At 68.0% G+C, this 13,597-nt stretch carries 12 protein-coding genes and 3 pseudogenes; 9 read left to right on the top strand and 6 right to left on the bottom strand.

Annotated features, from left to right (window positions below):
• Positions 1–76: pseudogene (locus A9X03_RS30225) on the bottom strand (hypothetical protein); the annotation flags it as partial.
• Positions 77–102: 26 nt separating this feature from the next.
• On the opposite strand from A9X03_RS30225, the pseudogene A9X03_RS11600 reads away from it, so the two are divergent.
• Together A9X03_RS11600 and A9X03_RS30220 are read left to right on the top strand one after the other, a co-directional pair.
• Positions 103–524: pseudogene (locus A9X03_RS11600) on the top strand (metallopeptidase family protein).
• Complete coding sequence (locus A9X03_RS30220) at positions 521–712, top strand: hypothetical protein (protein WP_067755368.1); 192 nt, start codon at positions 521–523, stop codon at positions 710–712. Before A9X03_RS11600 ends, A9X03_RS30220 begins: the two are co-directional and overlap by 4 nt.
• Here A9X03_RS30220 and A9X03_RS11595 read toward each other — a convergent pair.
• Positions 624–1,892, bottom strand: coding sequence for a septum formation family protein (locus tag A9X03_RS11595; protein WP_082974475.1), 1,269 nt, complete (start codon positions 1,890–1,892; stop codon positions 624–626). The genes A9X03_RS30220 and A9X03_RS11595 overlap by 89 nt on opposite strands.
• A gap of 122 nt (positions 1,893–2,014) precedes the next feature.
• Here A9X03_RS11595 and serS point away from each other — a divergent pair, with 122 nt between their 5' ends.
• On the top strand, positions 2,015–3,274 hold the full coding sequence (gene serS / locus A9X03_RS11590; RefSeq protein WP_067760278.1) for a serine--tRNA ligase: 1,260 nt from the start codon (positions 2,015–2,017) through the stop codon (positions 3,272–3,274).
• Between the two features lie 25 nt (positions 3,275–3,299).
• Here serS and A9X03_RS11585 read toward each other — a convergent pair whose 3' ends face one another.
• The gene (locus A9X03_RS11585; protein ID WP_067760276.1) at positions 3,300–4,049 is read right to left on the bottom strand and encodes a helix-turn-helix domain-containing protein; all 750 of its coding nucleotides are present in this window, start codon (positions 4,047–4,049) and stop codon (positions 3,300–3,302) included.
• A 55-nt stretch (positions 4,050–4,104) separates the two neighbouring features.
• Between A9X03_RS11585 and A9X03_RS11580 the strand changes: the two genes are divergently transcribed.
• The gene (locus A9X03_RS11580) at positions 4,105–4,674 is read left to right on the top strand and encodes a class I SAM-dependent methyltransferase (protein ID WP_068261100.1); all 570 of its coding nucleotides are present in this window, start codon (positions 4,105–4,107) and stop codon (positions 4,672–4,674) included.
• 25 nt (positions 4,675–4,699) lie between these two features.
• On the opposite strand, the gene A9X03_RS11575 is transcribed toward A9X03_RS11580, so the two are convergent.
• Positions 4,700–5,281: a carboxymuconolactone decarboxylase family protein gene (locus A9X03_RS11575; RefSeq protein ID WP_067760274.1), complete on the bottom strand. Its 582-nt coding sequence runs from the start codon at positions 5,279–5,281 to the stop codon at positions 4,700–4,702.
• 40 nt (positions 5,282–5,321) lie between these two features.
• Here A9X03_RS11575 and A9X03_RS11570 point away from each other — a divergent pair, with 40 nt between their 5' ends.
• A complete protein-coding gene (locus A9X03_RS11570) occupies positions 5,322–5,642 on the top strand; it encodes a helix-turn-helix domain-containing protein (protein ID WP_231972874.1) in 321 nt (106 codons plus the stop codon).
• Here A9X03_RS11570 and A9X03_RS11565 read toward each other — a convergent pair.
• Positions 5,639–6,124 carry a DUF2834 domain-containing protein gene (locus tag A9X03_RS11565; RefSeq protein ID WP_067760270.1) on the bottom strand — a complete coding sequence of 162 codons (486 nt, stop codon included), beginning with the start codon at positions 6,122–6,124 and terminating at the stop codon, positions 5,639–5,641. The two genes, A9X03_RS11570 and A9X03_RS11565, sit on opposite strands and share 4 nt — an antisense overlap.
• A gap of 71 nt (positions 6,125–6,195) precedes the next feature.
• Here A9X03_RS11565 and A9X03_RS11560 point away from each other — a divergent pair, with 71 nt between their 5' ends.
• The 4 genes from A9X03_RS11560 to A9X03_RS11545 all read left to right on the top strand — a co-directional run bounded on the left by A9X03_RS11560 (position 6,196) and on the right by A9X03_RS11545 (position 13,263).
• Positions 6,196–6,819, top strand: a complete 624-nt coding sequence (locus A9X03_RS11560) for a TetR/AcrR family transcriptional regulator (RefSeq protein ID WP_067760268.1) — start codon at positions 6,196–6,198, stop codon at positions 6,817–6,819.
• A 49-nt stretch (positions 6,820–6,868) separates the two neighbouring features.
• A complete protein-coding gene (locus A9X03_RS11555) occupies positions 6,869–8,431 on the top strand; it encodes an NAD(P)/FAD-dependent oxidoreductase (protein WP_067760267.1) in 1,563 nt (520 codons plus the stop codon).
• Positions 8,432–8,595: 164 nt separating this feature from the next.
• Positions 8,596–10,038 carry a condensation domain-containing protein gene (locus A9X03_RS11550; protein ID WP_067760265.1) on the top strand — a complete coding sequence of 481 codons (1,443 nt, stop codon included), beginning with the start codon at positions 8,596–8,598 and terminating at the stop codon, positions 10,036–10,038.
• 24 nt (positions 10,039–10,062) lie between these two features.
• Positions 10,063–13,263 (top strand): RND family transporter, encoded by a 3,201-nt coding sequence (locus A9X03_RS11545; protein ID WP_082974474.1) that lies wholly within the window; start codon positions 10,063–10,065, stop codon positions 13,261–13,263.
• A 3-nt stretch (positions 13,264–13,266) separates the two neighbouring features.
• On the opposite strand, the pseudogene A9X03_RS29780 reads toward A9X03_RS11545, so the two are convergent.
• Positions 13,267–13,597: pseudogene (locus tag A9X03_RS29780) on the bottom strand (PE-PPE domain-containing protein); the annotation flags it as partial.

Here is a 13,597-nt window from a genome sequence, read left to right as displayed (position 1 = left end):
GGGTCACCGGATGGTCATGCCAGCAGCCCGCCGGTATCCAGATCGCCCGATTCGCCGGCGTGATCCAGGTGCCCGCCGCGCCGCCCGCTGGGGGCTAGCCGAGTGCCCGTGCGGATGGATCCGCAACGGTTCGAGGAAATGGTCGCCGACGCGCTCGACCTGATCCCGCCCGAGCTGGCGGCGGCAATGGACAACATCGTCGTGCTGGTCGAGGACCGCCACCCCGACGACGGCGAACTCCTCGGGTTGTACGAAGGGGTCGCGCTGACCGAGCGTGACTCCGACTACGCCGGATCCCTGCCCGACGCCATCACGATTTACCGCGAGGCGCTGCTGGACGTCTGCGAATCCGACGACGACGTCGTCCAGGAGGTCGCGATCACGGTGATCCACGAGATCGCCCACCACTTCGGCATCGACGACGAGCGGCTGGAGGAATTGGGCTGGGCCTGACGAACGTCGGCCCGTTCTATGGGCGCGGCATCCCGGATTTGTCCGCCGCCGGTGCTATGAACGGGTTATGAGTGCTGACTGCCGCGACTGCCGGGCAGGCTTGGATCACTGTCACGGCACCATCATTCGCCATTCACTGCGCCGCTCCGAATGCACGGAGCCGGATTGCTTCAGCCCCGAGCTGTTGCCGCACGCGTTCGTCGTCGACTGCGATGCCATCGGCTGCGGATGCTCCGAGGCCGTCGCGCTGGCTGTCTGACCGGAAGGTGCTGATTGTTCGGCGGGATCTCCGGGGTGGGGCTGGCCTGGCTTTGCGGGGCCTGAGCCGGTACCTGGAGCGGTATCGGCGGGAGGGTGAGCCGCTCTTCGGGAATGTCGGGGGGCGGGACCGGCGCCTGCCCGTTGATCAGCAGCTGCCCCTTGGCGCTGTTGACCAGGGTGGCCCAGCCGCCGTTGCCCAACGTCGCGCCGATGCTGCAGGCGACCTCCCGGCTGCCGGCCGTCCAGCTGGCCAGCGGCACGGTGGGGTAGATCAGCGTCAGGGTGGTGGTGCGCAACTTGACCGGCGCCAGATAGGCGTCCGTCATCTTGGTGCACAGGTCCTTGATGTACCCGTCCTGGTCGGCCTCGGCCGGCAGCGCGCCGGGGAACTTCTCGGCCAGGTTGACCGTGCCGGTCACCTCCATCGCGTGCGGTGCCGCACACTCGACCGGAGCGTCGATCGGCTGATTGGTGGTCGGGTCGATGCCCAGGCAGGTGCCCGCCGGCCAGACCTTGGACTGGTCGACTTCGGCCACCTTGCCCTTGTAGGCCTGCTGCTGATTGTTGGGGCCGGGCAGTTGCAGGCCGCACAGCATGCGGCGCTCGCCGGACTGGCGCCAGGCCCGGTCACCGGGCCACAGCAGGCTGACGATGAACTTGCTGTTGGGATCGAACTTGGGGCCCAGGTAGTTCCGGGCGGCGGACTCGCACTGCTCCTGGGTGATCTGCTGGATCCGGGCGGGCGACGGCGGAGCGGCGTTGGGCCCGTATTCGGAACCGGGGAACGTCCGCATGTCGACGGACTCGGCGACTTCGAACTTGTGGTCGTCGGCGCAGCTGACGATCTTCGCCGACTCCGGGGTGGTGTCCGGCCACATCAGGCAATCACCGCTCGCGGCCTTGTTGAAGGCGGCGTCGCTCTTGTTCCCGGTGGTGGGCACCGGGTTGCCGTCGAGATAGCCGGACAATCGGCCGGGACCGGTGCCGCCGACCGGCAGCGCGGTGACAACCCCGGCGATCAGCAGGCCGCCCAGCGCGGTCAAGAGCAGGGCGCGCCGGGTGGCCTGGGCCTGCAGGCTGCGAGGCCACCGGAAGCCCGCCGGGAACCGTTGCGGCCTGGCGGCAGGGGCGTCGGCCTCCGGGGCTTCCGGGAGGTCCGTCTCGGGCGCTTGCGACATCGGCTCCCATTCTGACAGCAGCGCCTGTGCGGTGTGACAATCGTTACTGATGTGAGTCCTGGGGTGATCATAGGTGGGATGCTCTGCCAGCCGACCGGAGCCGAAAAAGTAGTCTCAGGGCCGTGATCGACCTCAAATTGCTCCGGGAAGACCCTGACGCCGTGCGCCGCTCCCAACTCGACCGCGGCGAGGACCCGGCGCTGGTCGACGCCCTGCTGGCGGCCGACGCCGTCCGCCGGACCGCGATCTCGTCGGCCGATGCGCTGCGGGCGGAACAGAAGTCTGCCAGCAAGAGCGTGGGCGCGGCGTCCCCCGAGGAGCGGCCGGCCAGGTTGGCGCGCGCCAAGGAATTGGCCGAGCAGGTCAAGGCCGCCGAGACCGAGCAGGCCGAGGCCGAGGCGGCGTTCACCGCGGCGCACATGGCGATCTCCAACGTCGTGATCGAGGGGGTGCCCGCCGGCGGGGAAGACGACTACCGGGTCCTGGACCTGGTCGGCGAACCGGCTGCGCTCGAGAACCCGAAGGACCACCTGGAGCTTGGCGAGTCGCTGGGCCTCATCGACATGCAGCGCGGCGCGAAGGTGTCCGGCTCGCGCTTCTACTTTCTGACCGGGCGCGGCGCGCTGCTGCAGCTCGGGCTGCTGCAGCTGGCCCTGGGCCTGGCCGTCGAGAACGGCTTCATCCCGATGATCCCGCCGGTGCTGGTGCGCCCCGAGGTGATGGCCGGAACCGGATTCCTCGGCGCGCACGCCGACGAGATCTATCGGGTCGAAGCCGACGATCTCTATTTGGTCGGCACCTCCGAGGTGCCGCTGGCCGGCTATCACGCCGACGAGATCCTGGACCTGTCCGGTGGGCCCCTGCGGTACGCGGGCTGGTCGTCGTGTTTCCGCCGTGAGGCCGGCAGCTATGGCAAGGACACCCGCGGCATCATCCGGGTGCACCAGTTCGACAAGGTCGAGGGGTTCGTCTACTGCATGCCGGGCGACGCGGAGGCCGAACACCAGCGGCTGCTGGGCTGGCAGCGCGAGATGCTGGCCCGCATCGAGGTGCCGTATCGCGTAATCGACGTCGCCGCGGGTGATCTCGGGTCGTCGGCCGCTCGCAAATTCGACTGCGAGGCATGGGTTCCCACGCAGGGCGCCTACCGGGAACTGACGTCGACGTCGAACTGCACCACGTTTCAGGCGCGCCGCCTTTCCACGCGCTATCGCGACGACAACGGCAAGCCGCAGACCGCCGCCACGCTCAACGGCACGCTGGGCACCACCCGGTGGCTGGTGGCGATCCTGGAGAACCACCAGCGGCCCGACGGCAGCGTGCGGGTGCCCGACGCGCTGGTGCCTTTCGTGGGCGCCGAGCTGCTCGAGCCCACCGGTTAACGGGTGCTGAGGGTCGCACCATTTGCTAGGGCGCCTTCGCGATCGCCCGGCCCGGCGTGTGTCCGAAGGCCCGCCGGTAGGTGTCGATGAAGGCACTCGCTGTGGCCCAACCACATTCGGATGCCACCGATGTGACGTCACGGCGCTCGGCGAGCAACACCAGGGCGCGCTGCAGGCGGAGCTGGGTGCGCCATTGCGGGAAGGTCATCGAAAGCTCGTCGCGGAACAGGCGGCTCAGGGTGCGTTGGCTGATTCCGATCCGCCGGGCGAGCTGTTGCAACGTCAACGGCGCGGATAGGTTGGCGGCGATCAACGCGCACGCCTCGCGGAGCCGGGCGTCGACCGGTGTCGGAATCCACAGTGGCTCACCGGGACCGGCCGCCTGCACCTGGTCATGCAGCACCCCCAACATTCGATGGTGCTCGTCGGTGTCGGTTCCGGCGGCCCGTGAACACGCGATGATGAGTTCGCGCATCAAGGGGTTGACCGCCAGCACCGCCGGCCCCGCGGGACCACGACGGTAGCGGCGTGGGTCCAGCGCCACACCGTGAAATTGCGTGTGGCCGTGGAACGTATGTTCATGCCAGCAGCCCGCCGGTATCCAGATCGCCCGATTCGCCGGCGTGATCCAGGTGCCCGCCGGGGTGGTGACCGAGACCGCGCCCGAGGACGGGTAGACGATCTGGTGCAGGGGGTGTCGGTGCCGCTCGATGCGGGTCCCCGGCGCCAGCGCCTGCGACGAGGTCGCGGGCCCGTGGTGGCCGATTTCCGACATAACACGGCAGAATATCGGAAGCACGCAGTGTGTGCGGCCGCCTAGCGTGGCCGTCATGGCGATGAATCTCTTGCACCGGCGGCGGTGCAGCTCGGTGGGCTGGGAGAAGGCGGTGGCCGATCAGCTGCTGCCGTGGGCGTTGGACGGCGTCGAATTGGGCTCTCGCACTTTGGAAATCGGCCCGGGATACGGCGCGACGACGCTCGCCCTGCTGGATAGGGCGAATTCGCTCACCGCCATCGAGGTCGATGCCGCAATGGCCGAGCGTTTGCAGCGCCGCTACGGCGACCGAGCCCGCATCATCCACGGCGACGGCACCGCCACCGGGCTTCCCGCCGACCACTTCAGCTCGGTGGTGTGCTTCACGATGCTGCACCACGTTCCCGGCATCGAATTGCAGGACCGGCTTTTCGCCGAAGCCTTCCGGGTGCTGCAGCCGGGCGGGACCTTCGCCGGTAGCGACGGCGTCCCGTCCCTGACCTTCCGGCTGCTCCACGTCGCCGACAGCTATAACCCGATCGCGCCGAAGGATCTTGGTGCGCGGCTGCTCAAGGCGGGCTTCGCGGACGTGCAGGTCGACCCGTCGGGGCCGCGGCAACGGTGGCGCGCCAGCAAACCGACCTGAGCGCGGACTGCCGCTCGTGGACTGATCAGTCACCGATGCCGGCGAAGGTGGGGCTGCCCGGCTCGAGCGGCACCCGGGCGGCACGCGCGGTGAAGCTGATCGCGTGGTACCACCCGCACAGCATCGTGAGGTCGAGAATCTCGCACTCGTCGAACTCGCCGCGCAGCGCCGTCCACAGGGCGTCGTCGATGTCGCGACGGTCGCAGAGCGAGTCCACGGCCCGCACGAGAAGGCGATCTCGTTCGGCCGTCCAGCACGAATCGTCGGCACCGCCCTGGGTCAAGGAGCGGACCTGCTCGCGATCGAGGCGCGCCTTCTCTGCGAAAAACGCGACGTGCACGCCCCATTCGTACTCACAGCCGCAGCGAGCGCAGGTGCGGTCGATCACGATCTCACGATCACGAAGGGACAGCGACAACGCGCGGCTGAGTTCGTAACCGCCCCAGAGCGTCATGGCCTCTGCCATGGGCATGTTGTGCACCAGGGTGCGAAACAGGGCGATCGGCGGCACGTTCGGCGGCATCATCTTCTGAAGTTGTGCCGCCACTGCGTCCTCGTACGGCGGGTCGAGGACACCGATGCGAGGCGTTACTATTTCCGTAACCATGGACAAGAAAGCTACGTTACGGAATCCGAAACGTCAATCGGTGGCTCGGCCGGGGCGGCCGGTGCGGGGGTCGACAACCGGGCGCCCGCTGATGGCGGCCCTGGATCTCCTGGGGCGGCGCTGGTCGTTGCGGATCCTGTGGGAGCTTCGCGACGGTCCGCTGGGAGCGCGGGCTTTGCGGGAGCGCTGCGACGGCATGTCCCCCAGCGTTTTGTATGACCGGCTCGGCGAACTGACGGACGCGGGCCTGGTGGTCCAGCGCGCCGACCAGTGTTACGAGCTCGGCGAGGCCGGCCTGTCGCTGGGCGAGGCCCTCGATCCGCTGGACCGGTGGGCCCGCCGCTGGGCGGAGGGGACCTAGGCGTCCACCGTCTCGCGGGCCTGCTCGTGCCGGCGCTGCCGCTCCAAGGTGGCGAAGTAGAAGGCGAACGCGAACGCAAAGCTGGTGAACAGGCTGGAGACGAAGTACAGCCAAGGGTGCTTGAACCCACGGCGATAGCCGTCCACGATCGTAAACAGCGGCAGCAGAACCACATTCGCGATCGTGTAGTCCTGGCTGGCGGAGGACGCGGCCGGGTTGGTGAACATCAGCCTGATGTACTCGGCCCAGCTGCCGTGCTCGCCCCACAGCGGGTTGGTGGACCCGTGCGAATACTGCGAGACGTAGGTGATGTTGAAGTACCAGCCCAGCGCGACCGACGCGATCCCGACCAGGTAGTAGACGCACTCCAGCGGGGAGAACAACGGACCCCCGGCCGGCCGGGCGAAGACCTTCGAGTTCGCGGCGACGATCCAGCCGATGACAGTGAGCCCGAGAACTGCATGCACAAGAAGCGAGACCATGGCCGCAGTCTCACCCGGCACCCAAAGTTTTGTCAATACTGACAAAAGGCGGTTTGGGGTAACTTACTTGCATGGTCAGGCCGGCACAGACGGCGCGCAGCGAACGCACTCGTGAGGCGTTGCGCCAGGCCGCCATGGTGCGCTTCCTGGCGCAGGGGGTCGAGGACACGTCGGCCGAACAGATCGCGGCCGACGCCGGAGTCTCCCTGCGCACCTTCTATCGGCACTTCAGCTCCAAGCACGATCTGCTGTTTGCCGACTACACCGGGCTGAACTGGTTTCGCGCGGCGCTGGACGCCAGACCCGCTGACGAACCGCTCATCGATTCCGTTCAGTCGGCTATCTTCGCGTTTCCCTATGACGTTGAGGCCGTGGCGAAGATCGCCGCGATGCGAGGCGGGGAGCTCGACCAGGACCGCATCCATCGCCACATTCGCGACGTCCAGGCCGACCTCGCCGACGCCATCGAGGCGCAACTGGATCGGCGTAGCTGCACGGCCCCGCGCAAGCCCGATGCGCGGCTGCGCATCACCGTGACGGCCCGCTGCATCGCCGCCGCGGTGTTCGGTGCGATGGAGGCCTGGATGGTTGGCGAGGAGCGGTCGCTCGGAGAGCTGGCGCGGATGTCGCACGTCGCGCTGGAATCGCTGAGGGAGGGTATCTCCGGTACCTGGGTCACCACAGTTTCGTCATAATTGACAAAACTTTGACCGCATGCCAGCCTGCTGTGCGGGAGGTCAGGACATGTCTGATTACGACGCGATAGTTATCGGTGCCGGGCACAACGGCCTGGCGGCCGCAGTGCTGCTGCAGAAGGCGGGATTGCGCACGGTGTGCCTGGATTCCAAGCTGTACGCCGGTGGCATGGCGTCCACGGTGGAGCTCTTCGACGGGTACCGCTTCGAGATCGCCGGCTCGGTCCAGTTCCCCACCTCGACGGTGGTCGTCGAGGAGCTCGGCCTGGACACCCTGCCGACGATCGACCTCGACGTGATGTCGGTGGCGGTGCGCGGCGTCGGGGACGACCCGCTGATCCAGTACAGCGACCCGATCAAGTTGTTCACCCACCTCAACGAGGTGCACGGGGCGGACGCCGTCAACGGGATGGCGGGGCTGATGGCCTGGGCACAGGCCCCCACGCGGGCGCTCGGCAGGTTCGAGGCGGGAACCGAGCCCAAGACCTTCGACGAGATGTATGCCTGCGCCACAAACGAATTCGAGCGCTCCGCCATCGACGACATGCTCTTCGGTTCGGTCACCGACGTGCTGGACCGTTACCTTCCCGACCGCGAAAAGCACGGCGCGCTGCGCGGATCGATGACCGTGCTGGCCGTCAACACCCTGTATCGCGGGCCGGCCACCCCGGGCAGCGCGGCCGCGCTCGCCTTCGGCTTGGGTGTCCCGGACGGCGACACCATGCAGATGAAGAAACTGCGCGGCGGTATCGGGGCGCTCACCTCGCACCTGGGCGAGCTGCTGGAAAGCCACGGCGGGGAAGTCCGGCTGCGCTCCAAGGTGACCGAGATCCTGGTCGCCGACGGGCGGGTGCGCGGGGTGCGCACCGAGGCCGGCGAGGAGTTGACCGCCCCGATCGTCGTCTCCGGCATCGCGCCCGACGTCACCGTCAACGACCTGATCGACCCGGCCCTGCTGCCCGCCGACATTCGGGAGCGATTTGCCCGGACCGACCATCGGGGCAGCTACCTGCAGATGCACTTCGCGCTGGAGGAGGCGCCGGAGTTCGCCGCGCCCTACGAGGCGCTCAACGACCCGGCGATGCAGGCATCCATCGGCCTGTTCTGCACGCCGGAGGAGGTTCAGCAGCAGTGGGAGGACTGCCGCCGCGGAATCGTGCCGGCCGACCCCACCGTGGTGTTGCAGATTCCGACGCAGAACGACCCGGACCTGGCCCCCGAGGGCAAGCACGCCGCCTCGGCGTTCGCGCTGTGGTTCCCGATCGAGGGTGGCGCCGACTATGGCGACGCGAAGGTCGAGATGGGCCAGCGCGTGATCGACAAGATCACCCGATTGGCGCCGAACTTCGAGCGCAGCATCATCCGGCACACCACCTTCACCCCCAAGCACATGGGCGTGATGTTCGGCGCCCCGGGAGGCGATTACTGCCATGGACTGCTGAGCTCGGATCAGATCGGGCCGAACCGCCCCGGCCCCAAGGGCTTTCGCGGTCAGCCGATCCCCATCGAAGGGCTGTACCTGGGCAGCGCCGGCTGCCACGGGGGGCCGGGCATCACCTTCACGCCCGGCTACAACGCGGCGCGCCGGGCGCTCGAAGAGCGCACGGCCTGACCTTCGGGACGCCGGCCGGGCGGCACGTCGTTCCGAGCGGCGCACGGCGGCGGGGGCTACGCTACCGGGGAACCTCGGCACCACCGGTGTTTGGCGGATCCCCCGGGTGAGCAGTCACTGCCTTCTCCACGCACCGCCGTCGGTGCTACGTACGGGAGGCAGCGGTGCGGATCGGGCCATTGGAAGTCTCAACGGTCAAGGAATGGGCGCCCGCGCCCGGCGCATTGTTCGCGTGGCACCCGTCACCGTCTGCCCGCACCAAGGCCCTCGCGGCGCCGGTCAGCCCGGTGCCCCCCAGCTACGTCCAGGCCCGGCACCTTCGCAGCCTGCGCGAACAGGCCGCCCGCGGCCTGGATCACTCCCGGTTGCTGATCGCTTCGGTCGAGGTGTCGGGCCGCTGCGACCTGCGCGCCATGACCTACGTCATCAATGCGCACCTGCGCCGCCACGACACCTACCGCAGCTGGTTCGAGTACTTCGACGCCGACCACATCGTTCGGCACACCATCGCCGACCCGGTCGACATCGAGCTGATGCTCACCGAACACGGCGACCTGACCAGCGCCGAGCTGCAGGACCATGTCGTGGCCACCCCCGACTCGCTGCAGTGGGATTGCTTCGGCTTCGGGGTGATTCAGCGCCCCGACCGCTTCACCTTCTACGCCAGCATCGACCACCTGCACGCCGACGGCCAATTCGTCGGAATGGGACTCATGGAATTCCAGACGATGTACGCGGAGCTCACCGGGGGCAACCCGCCGGTCGAACTTCCGCCGGCCGGCAGCTACGCCGACCACTGCGTCCGGCAGCGTGAGTACACCTCGGCGCTGACCGCCGGCTCCGCGGAGGTGCGCGCCTGGGTCGACTTCGCCGAACGCAACGACGGGACGTTCCCGGCGTTCCCGCTCCCCCTCGGCGATCAATCCGTGCCCTATGAAGGCGACTTAGGGGGCCTGACACTGCTGGATGAGGGACAAACCCATCGATTCGAGACCGCCTGCGTCGGTGCGGGCGCCCGTTTCGTCGGGGGGATGTTCGCGTGCCTCGCCCTGGCGAGTCACGAATTGACCAGCGCCGAAACCTATTTCGGCATCACCCCGAAGGACACGCGCAGCACGCAGGACGACTTCACGACGCAGGGCTGGTTCACCGGCCAGATCCCGATCGCCGTGCCCGTCGCCGGGCTGTCCTTCAACGACATCGCCCGAAGCGCGCAGGAGTCCTTCGACGCGGGGGCGGACCTCGCGCGGGTGCCCTTCGAGCGCGTCGTCGAATTGGTGCCGTCACTGCGCAGGCCGCCGCCGCTGTTCAACCTGGTGAATTTCTTTGACGCGCAAGCCAATCCGCTGTCGATGATGACAAAATTGTTCGAGGGACTGACCGTGGGTGCACACAGCGACGGCAGGGTCACCTACCCGTTGAGCACCATGGTGGGGCGGTTCGACGAGACCGCGGCCAGCGTGTTGTTCCCCGACCACCCGGTGGCCCGAAATTCCGTGACCCGATACCTCGATGCCCTAAAATCCGTGTGCGTCCGCATCGCCGACGGCGGGGCGGCCGAGCGTGCACGTAACGCTGCCCACCGGTATCGGCAGGCCGCGTACTAACGCCGGAAAGAATGCGGTTCTCGAATGTCACTAGCGAAGGCCGGCCGGGACGACTCCCCGGGCATCTTCCCCCGGCTCGGACGCCTGATAGTGCGCCGGCCGTGGCTGGTGATCGGCGTCTGGATCGCGACCGCGGGCGTCCTATCGCTGACCGCGCCGTCGCTGGAACAGATCTCTCAGCAACACCCGGTGGCCATCCTGCCCGCGGACGCCCCGGTGTTGGCCGCAACCCGAAACATGAACGCCGCGTTCGGGGAAGCCGGGTTGCAGAGCATCGCGGTGGTGGTGCTCAGCGACGGTAAGGGGCTGACCCCCGCCGACGAAGGCACCTACCGGAACCTCGTCGAGGCCCTCCGCCGGGACAGCCGAGACGTCGCGATGGTGCAGGATTTTCTGACCACCCCGCCGCTGCGTGAGCTGATGACCAGTAAGGACCACCAGGCGTGGATGCTGCCCGTCGGCCTGCCCGGCGACCTCGGCTCGCCGCAATCCAAACAGGCGTACGCGCGGGTGGCCGACACCGTGAAGCAGACCGTGGCCGGATCCACGCTGAGGGCCAACCTGACCGGGCCCGCGTCGACGGTCGCCGACCTGAACCTCACCGGCCAGCGCGACCGCGCGCGAATCGAATTAGCGATCGTCGTGCTGTTGTTCGTCATTCTGCTGGTGATCTACCGGAACCCGGTCACGATGGTGCTGCCGCTGTTGACGATCGGGACGTCCGCGGTGGTGGCCCAGCGGCTGGTGGCCGTCGTCGGATCGGCGGGCCTGGGCATCGCCAACCAGACCGTCATCTTCATGAGCGGGATGATGGTAGGCGCCGGAACCGATTACGCGGTGTTCCTGATCAGCCGATATCACGACTACGTGCGTCAGGGCGTGGCTTCGGATGAGGCGGTGGTCAAGGCGCTGGCGTCCATCGGCAAAGTGATCGCGGCGTCGGCCGCCACCGTCGCGATCACCTTCCTCGGGATGGTCTTCACCCGGTTGGGAATCTTGCGGACGGTCGGGCCGGTGCTCGGCATCTCGGTGGCCGTCGTGTTCTTTGCGGCGATCACCCTGCTGCCGGCACTGCTGGTGCTCGCCGGGCGCCGCGGCTGGATCGCGCCGCGCAGCGACCTCAGCCGGCGCTTCTGGCGGCGTTCGGGCGTCAACATCGTGCGCCGGCCCAAGACCCACTTGCTGGCCAGCGCGCTGGTGCTGGTGATCCTGGCCGGGTGCGCGGGTCTGGCCCGCTACAACTACGACGACCGCAAGGCCCTGCCCGGCACCGTCGAAAGCTCGATCGGATACGCCGCGCTGGACAAGCACTTCTCGACCAACCTGATCATCCCCGAGTACCTGTTCATCTCCTCGCCGCAGGATCTGAGGACGGCGAGGGCCCTCGCCGACCTCGAACAGATGGCACAGCGAATCAGCCAGGTGCCGGGCGTCGCGATGGTCCGGGGCATCACCCGGCCCACCGGGCAGTCCCTGGAGCAGGCCAAGACCTCATGGCAGGCCGGTGAAGTCGGCGACAAACTGGACGCGGGCTCCAAGCAAATCGTCGACCACACCGGTGATCTCGACCGGTTGGCGGGCGGCGCCAACACGATGGCGGGCAAGCTCGGCGACGTGCGCACCCAGGTGAATCAGGCGGTGTCCGCCGTCGGGGGCCTGGTCGACGCGCTGGCGACGCTGCAGAACGTCTTCGGCGGGAACCGGGCGCTGGCCGAACTCGAGGGCGCCGAACGGCTCGTCAACGGGATGCGTTCGCTCGGCGACGCCATCGACGCCAACGCCAATTTCGTTGCGAACAACTCCGATTGGGTCAACCCAGTGCTGGGTGCACTGGAGAACAGCCCGATGTGCAGCGCCGAGCCCGCCTGCGTGAACGCGCGCGAGGAACTGCAGCGGTTGGTGACCGCGCGCGACGACGGGACGCTGGGCAAGATATCGGAGTTGGCGCGCCAACTGCGGGCGACCGAGGCCGTACACACCCTCGCGGCAACGGTTTCCGGGTTGCGCCGGGCGCTGTCCACCGTCATCGGTGCGATGGGCTCCCTGGGGATGGGCAGCCCGGGCGGCATGCGGGCGAAGATCACCTTCCTGCAGCAGGGGACCAACACGCTGGCGGACGGCAGCAGGCAATTGGCCGACGGAGTGCAGCAACTGGTCGATCAGGTCAAGAAGATGGGTTTCGGGCTGGGGGAGGCGTCCGCGTTCCTGCTGTCGATGAAGAAGGAAGCCACGACGCCGGCGATGGCGGGCTTCTACATTCCCGCACAAGCCTTGTCGTACGCCACCGGTGAGGGCGGGAAGCCGGCCGAGTTGCCGGGCGGGGTGCAGGACCTGATGGGCGGAATGACGGCCGATCAGTTGAAACGACTTGCCGGCGCGTTCGTTTCACCCGACGGACACGCGATGCGGTACCTGATCCAGACCGATCTCGATCCGTTCAGCACCGCGGCGATGGATCAGGTCAACGCGATCGGGGCGGCTGCGCAGGGCGCCCAGCCGAACACCACGCTGGCCGACGCCAAGGTCTCGGTGGTGGGGCTGCCGGTGGTGCTCAAGGAGACGCGCGACTACTCCGATCACGATCTGCGGTTCATCATCGCGATGACGATCTGCGTGGTGCTGCTCATTCTCATTGCATTGCTGCGGGCGGTCGTTGCGCCGTTGTACCTGATCGGCACGGTGATCGTGTCGTACATGTCGGCCCTCGGCATCGGCGTCATCGTGTTCCAGTTCCTACTCGGCGCGCAAATGCATTGGAGCGTCCCGGGATTGACCTTCGTCATCTTGGTCGCGGTGGGCGCCGACTACAACATGCTGCTCATTTCCCGGCTACGGGACGAGTCGGCGTCGGGAATCCGAACCGGTGTCGTCCGAACCGTCTCCTCGACGGGCGGGGTGATCACCGCGGCGGGCCTGATCATGGCAGCGTCGATGTACGGCCTGGTATTCGCCAGCCTGTCGACGGTGATTCAGGCCGGCTTCGTCCTGGGGACGGGCCTGCTGCTGGATACGTTCCTGCTGCGGACGGTGACGGTGCCCGCAATCGCCGTGCTGGTCGGGCGGGCGAACTGGTGGTGGCCGTCGGGCTGGGCGTCCTTGAGCCGGCCGCCAGGGCGCCGTCGCCCGGTCGGACGTAAGCCGCTGCTGCCCGAAGAAGAGAAGTCACCGGCGCCGATAGCCGAACAGCTGATTGGCTTTTCGCCCCGCGACGGGCTGCGGCTCTAGCGGTTACTTCTTGGCTTTGACGACCGCGCGGACGACCTTGCGCACCACGCCGCCTTTGCCGAGCCCGGGACCCGGGGTGAGGATCCGGGCCAGGTTGGCGACGGCCAGGGAGTTGGTGGCCAGGTTGATCCCGGCGCGGGCGCCGCGGATGGGCCAGGAGACCGCAGAGAAAATCGTCGGGATGTGGGTGATGCCGTTGATGATCTGGACCGGGTTGTGCGCCGGGCCCGGGTCGTAGGCGCGGTCCACCATCGGGCGCAGCACCGCGTCGATCGGCCCCACCGCCTCGGGGGGCATCCCCGCCCCGTCGACCAGCGCCCGGGCCAGCGGCAGC

It is taken from the genome of Mycobacterium sp. E1715, from assembly GCF_001667625.1.
Taxonomy (GTDB): Bacteria; Actinomycetota; Actinomycetes; order Mycobacteriales; family Mycobacteriaceae; genus Mycobacterium.
The sequence above is the reverse complement of the archived record's forward strand: the minus strand, read 5'-3'. Positions and strand labels throughout refer to the sequence as shown.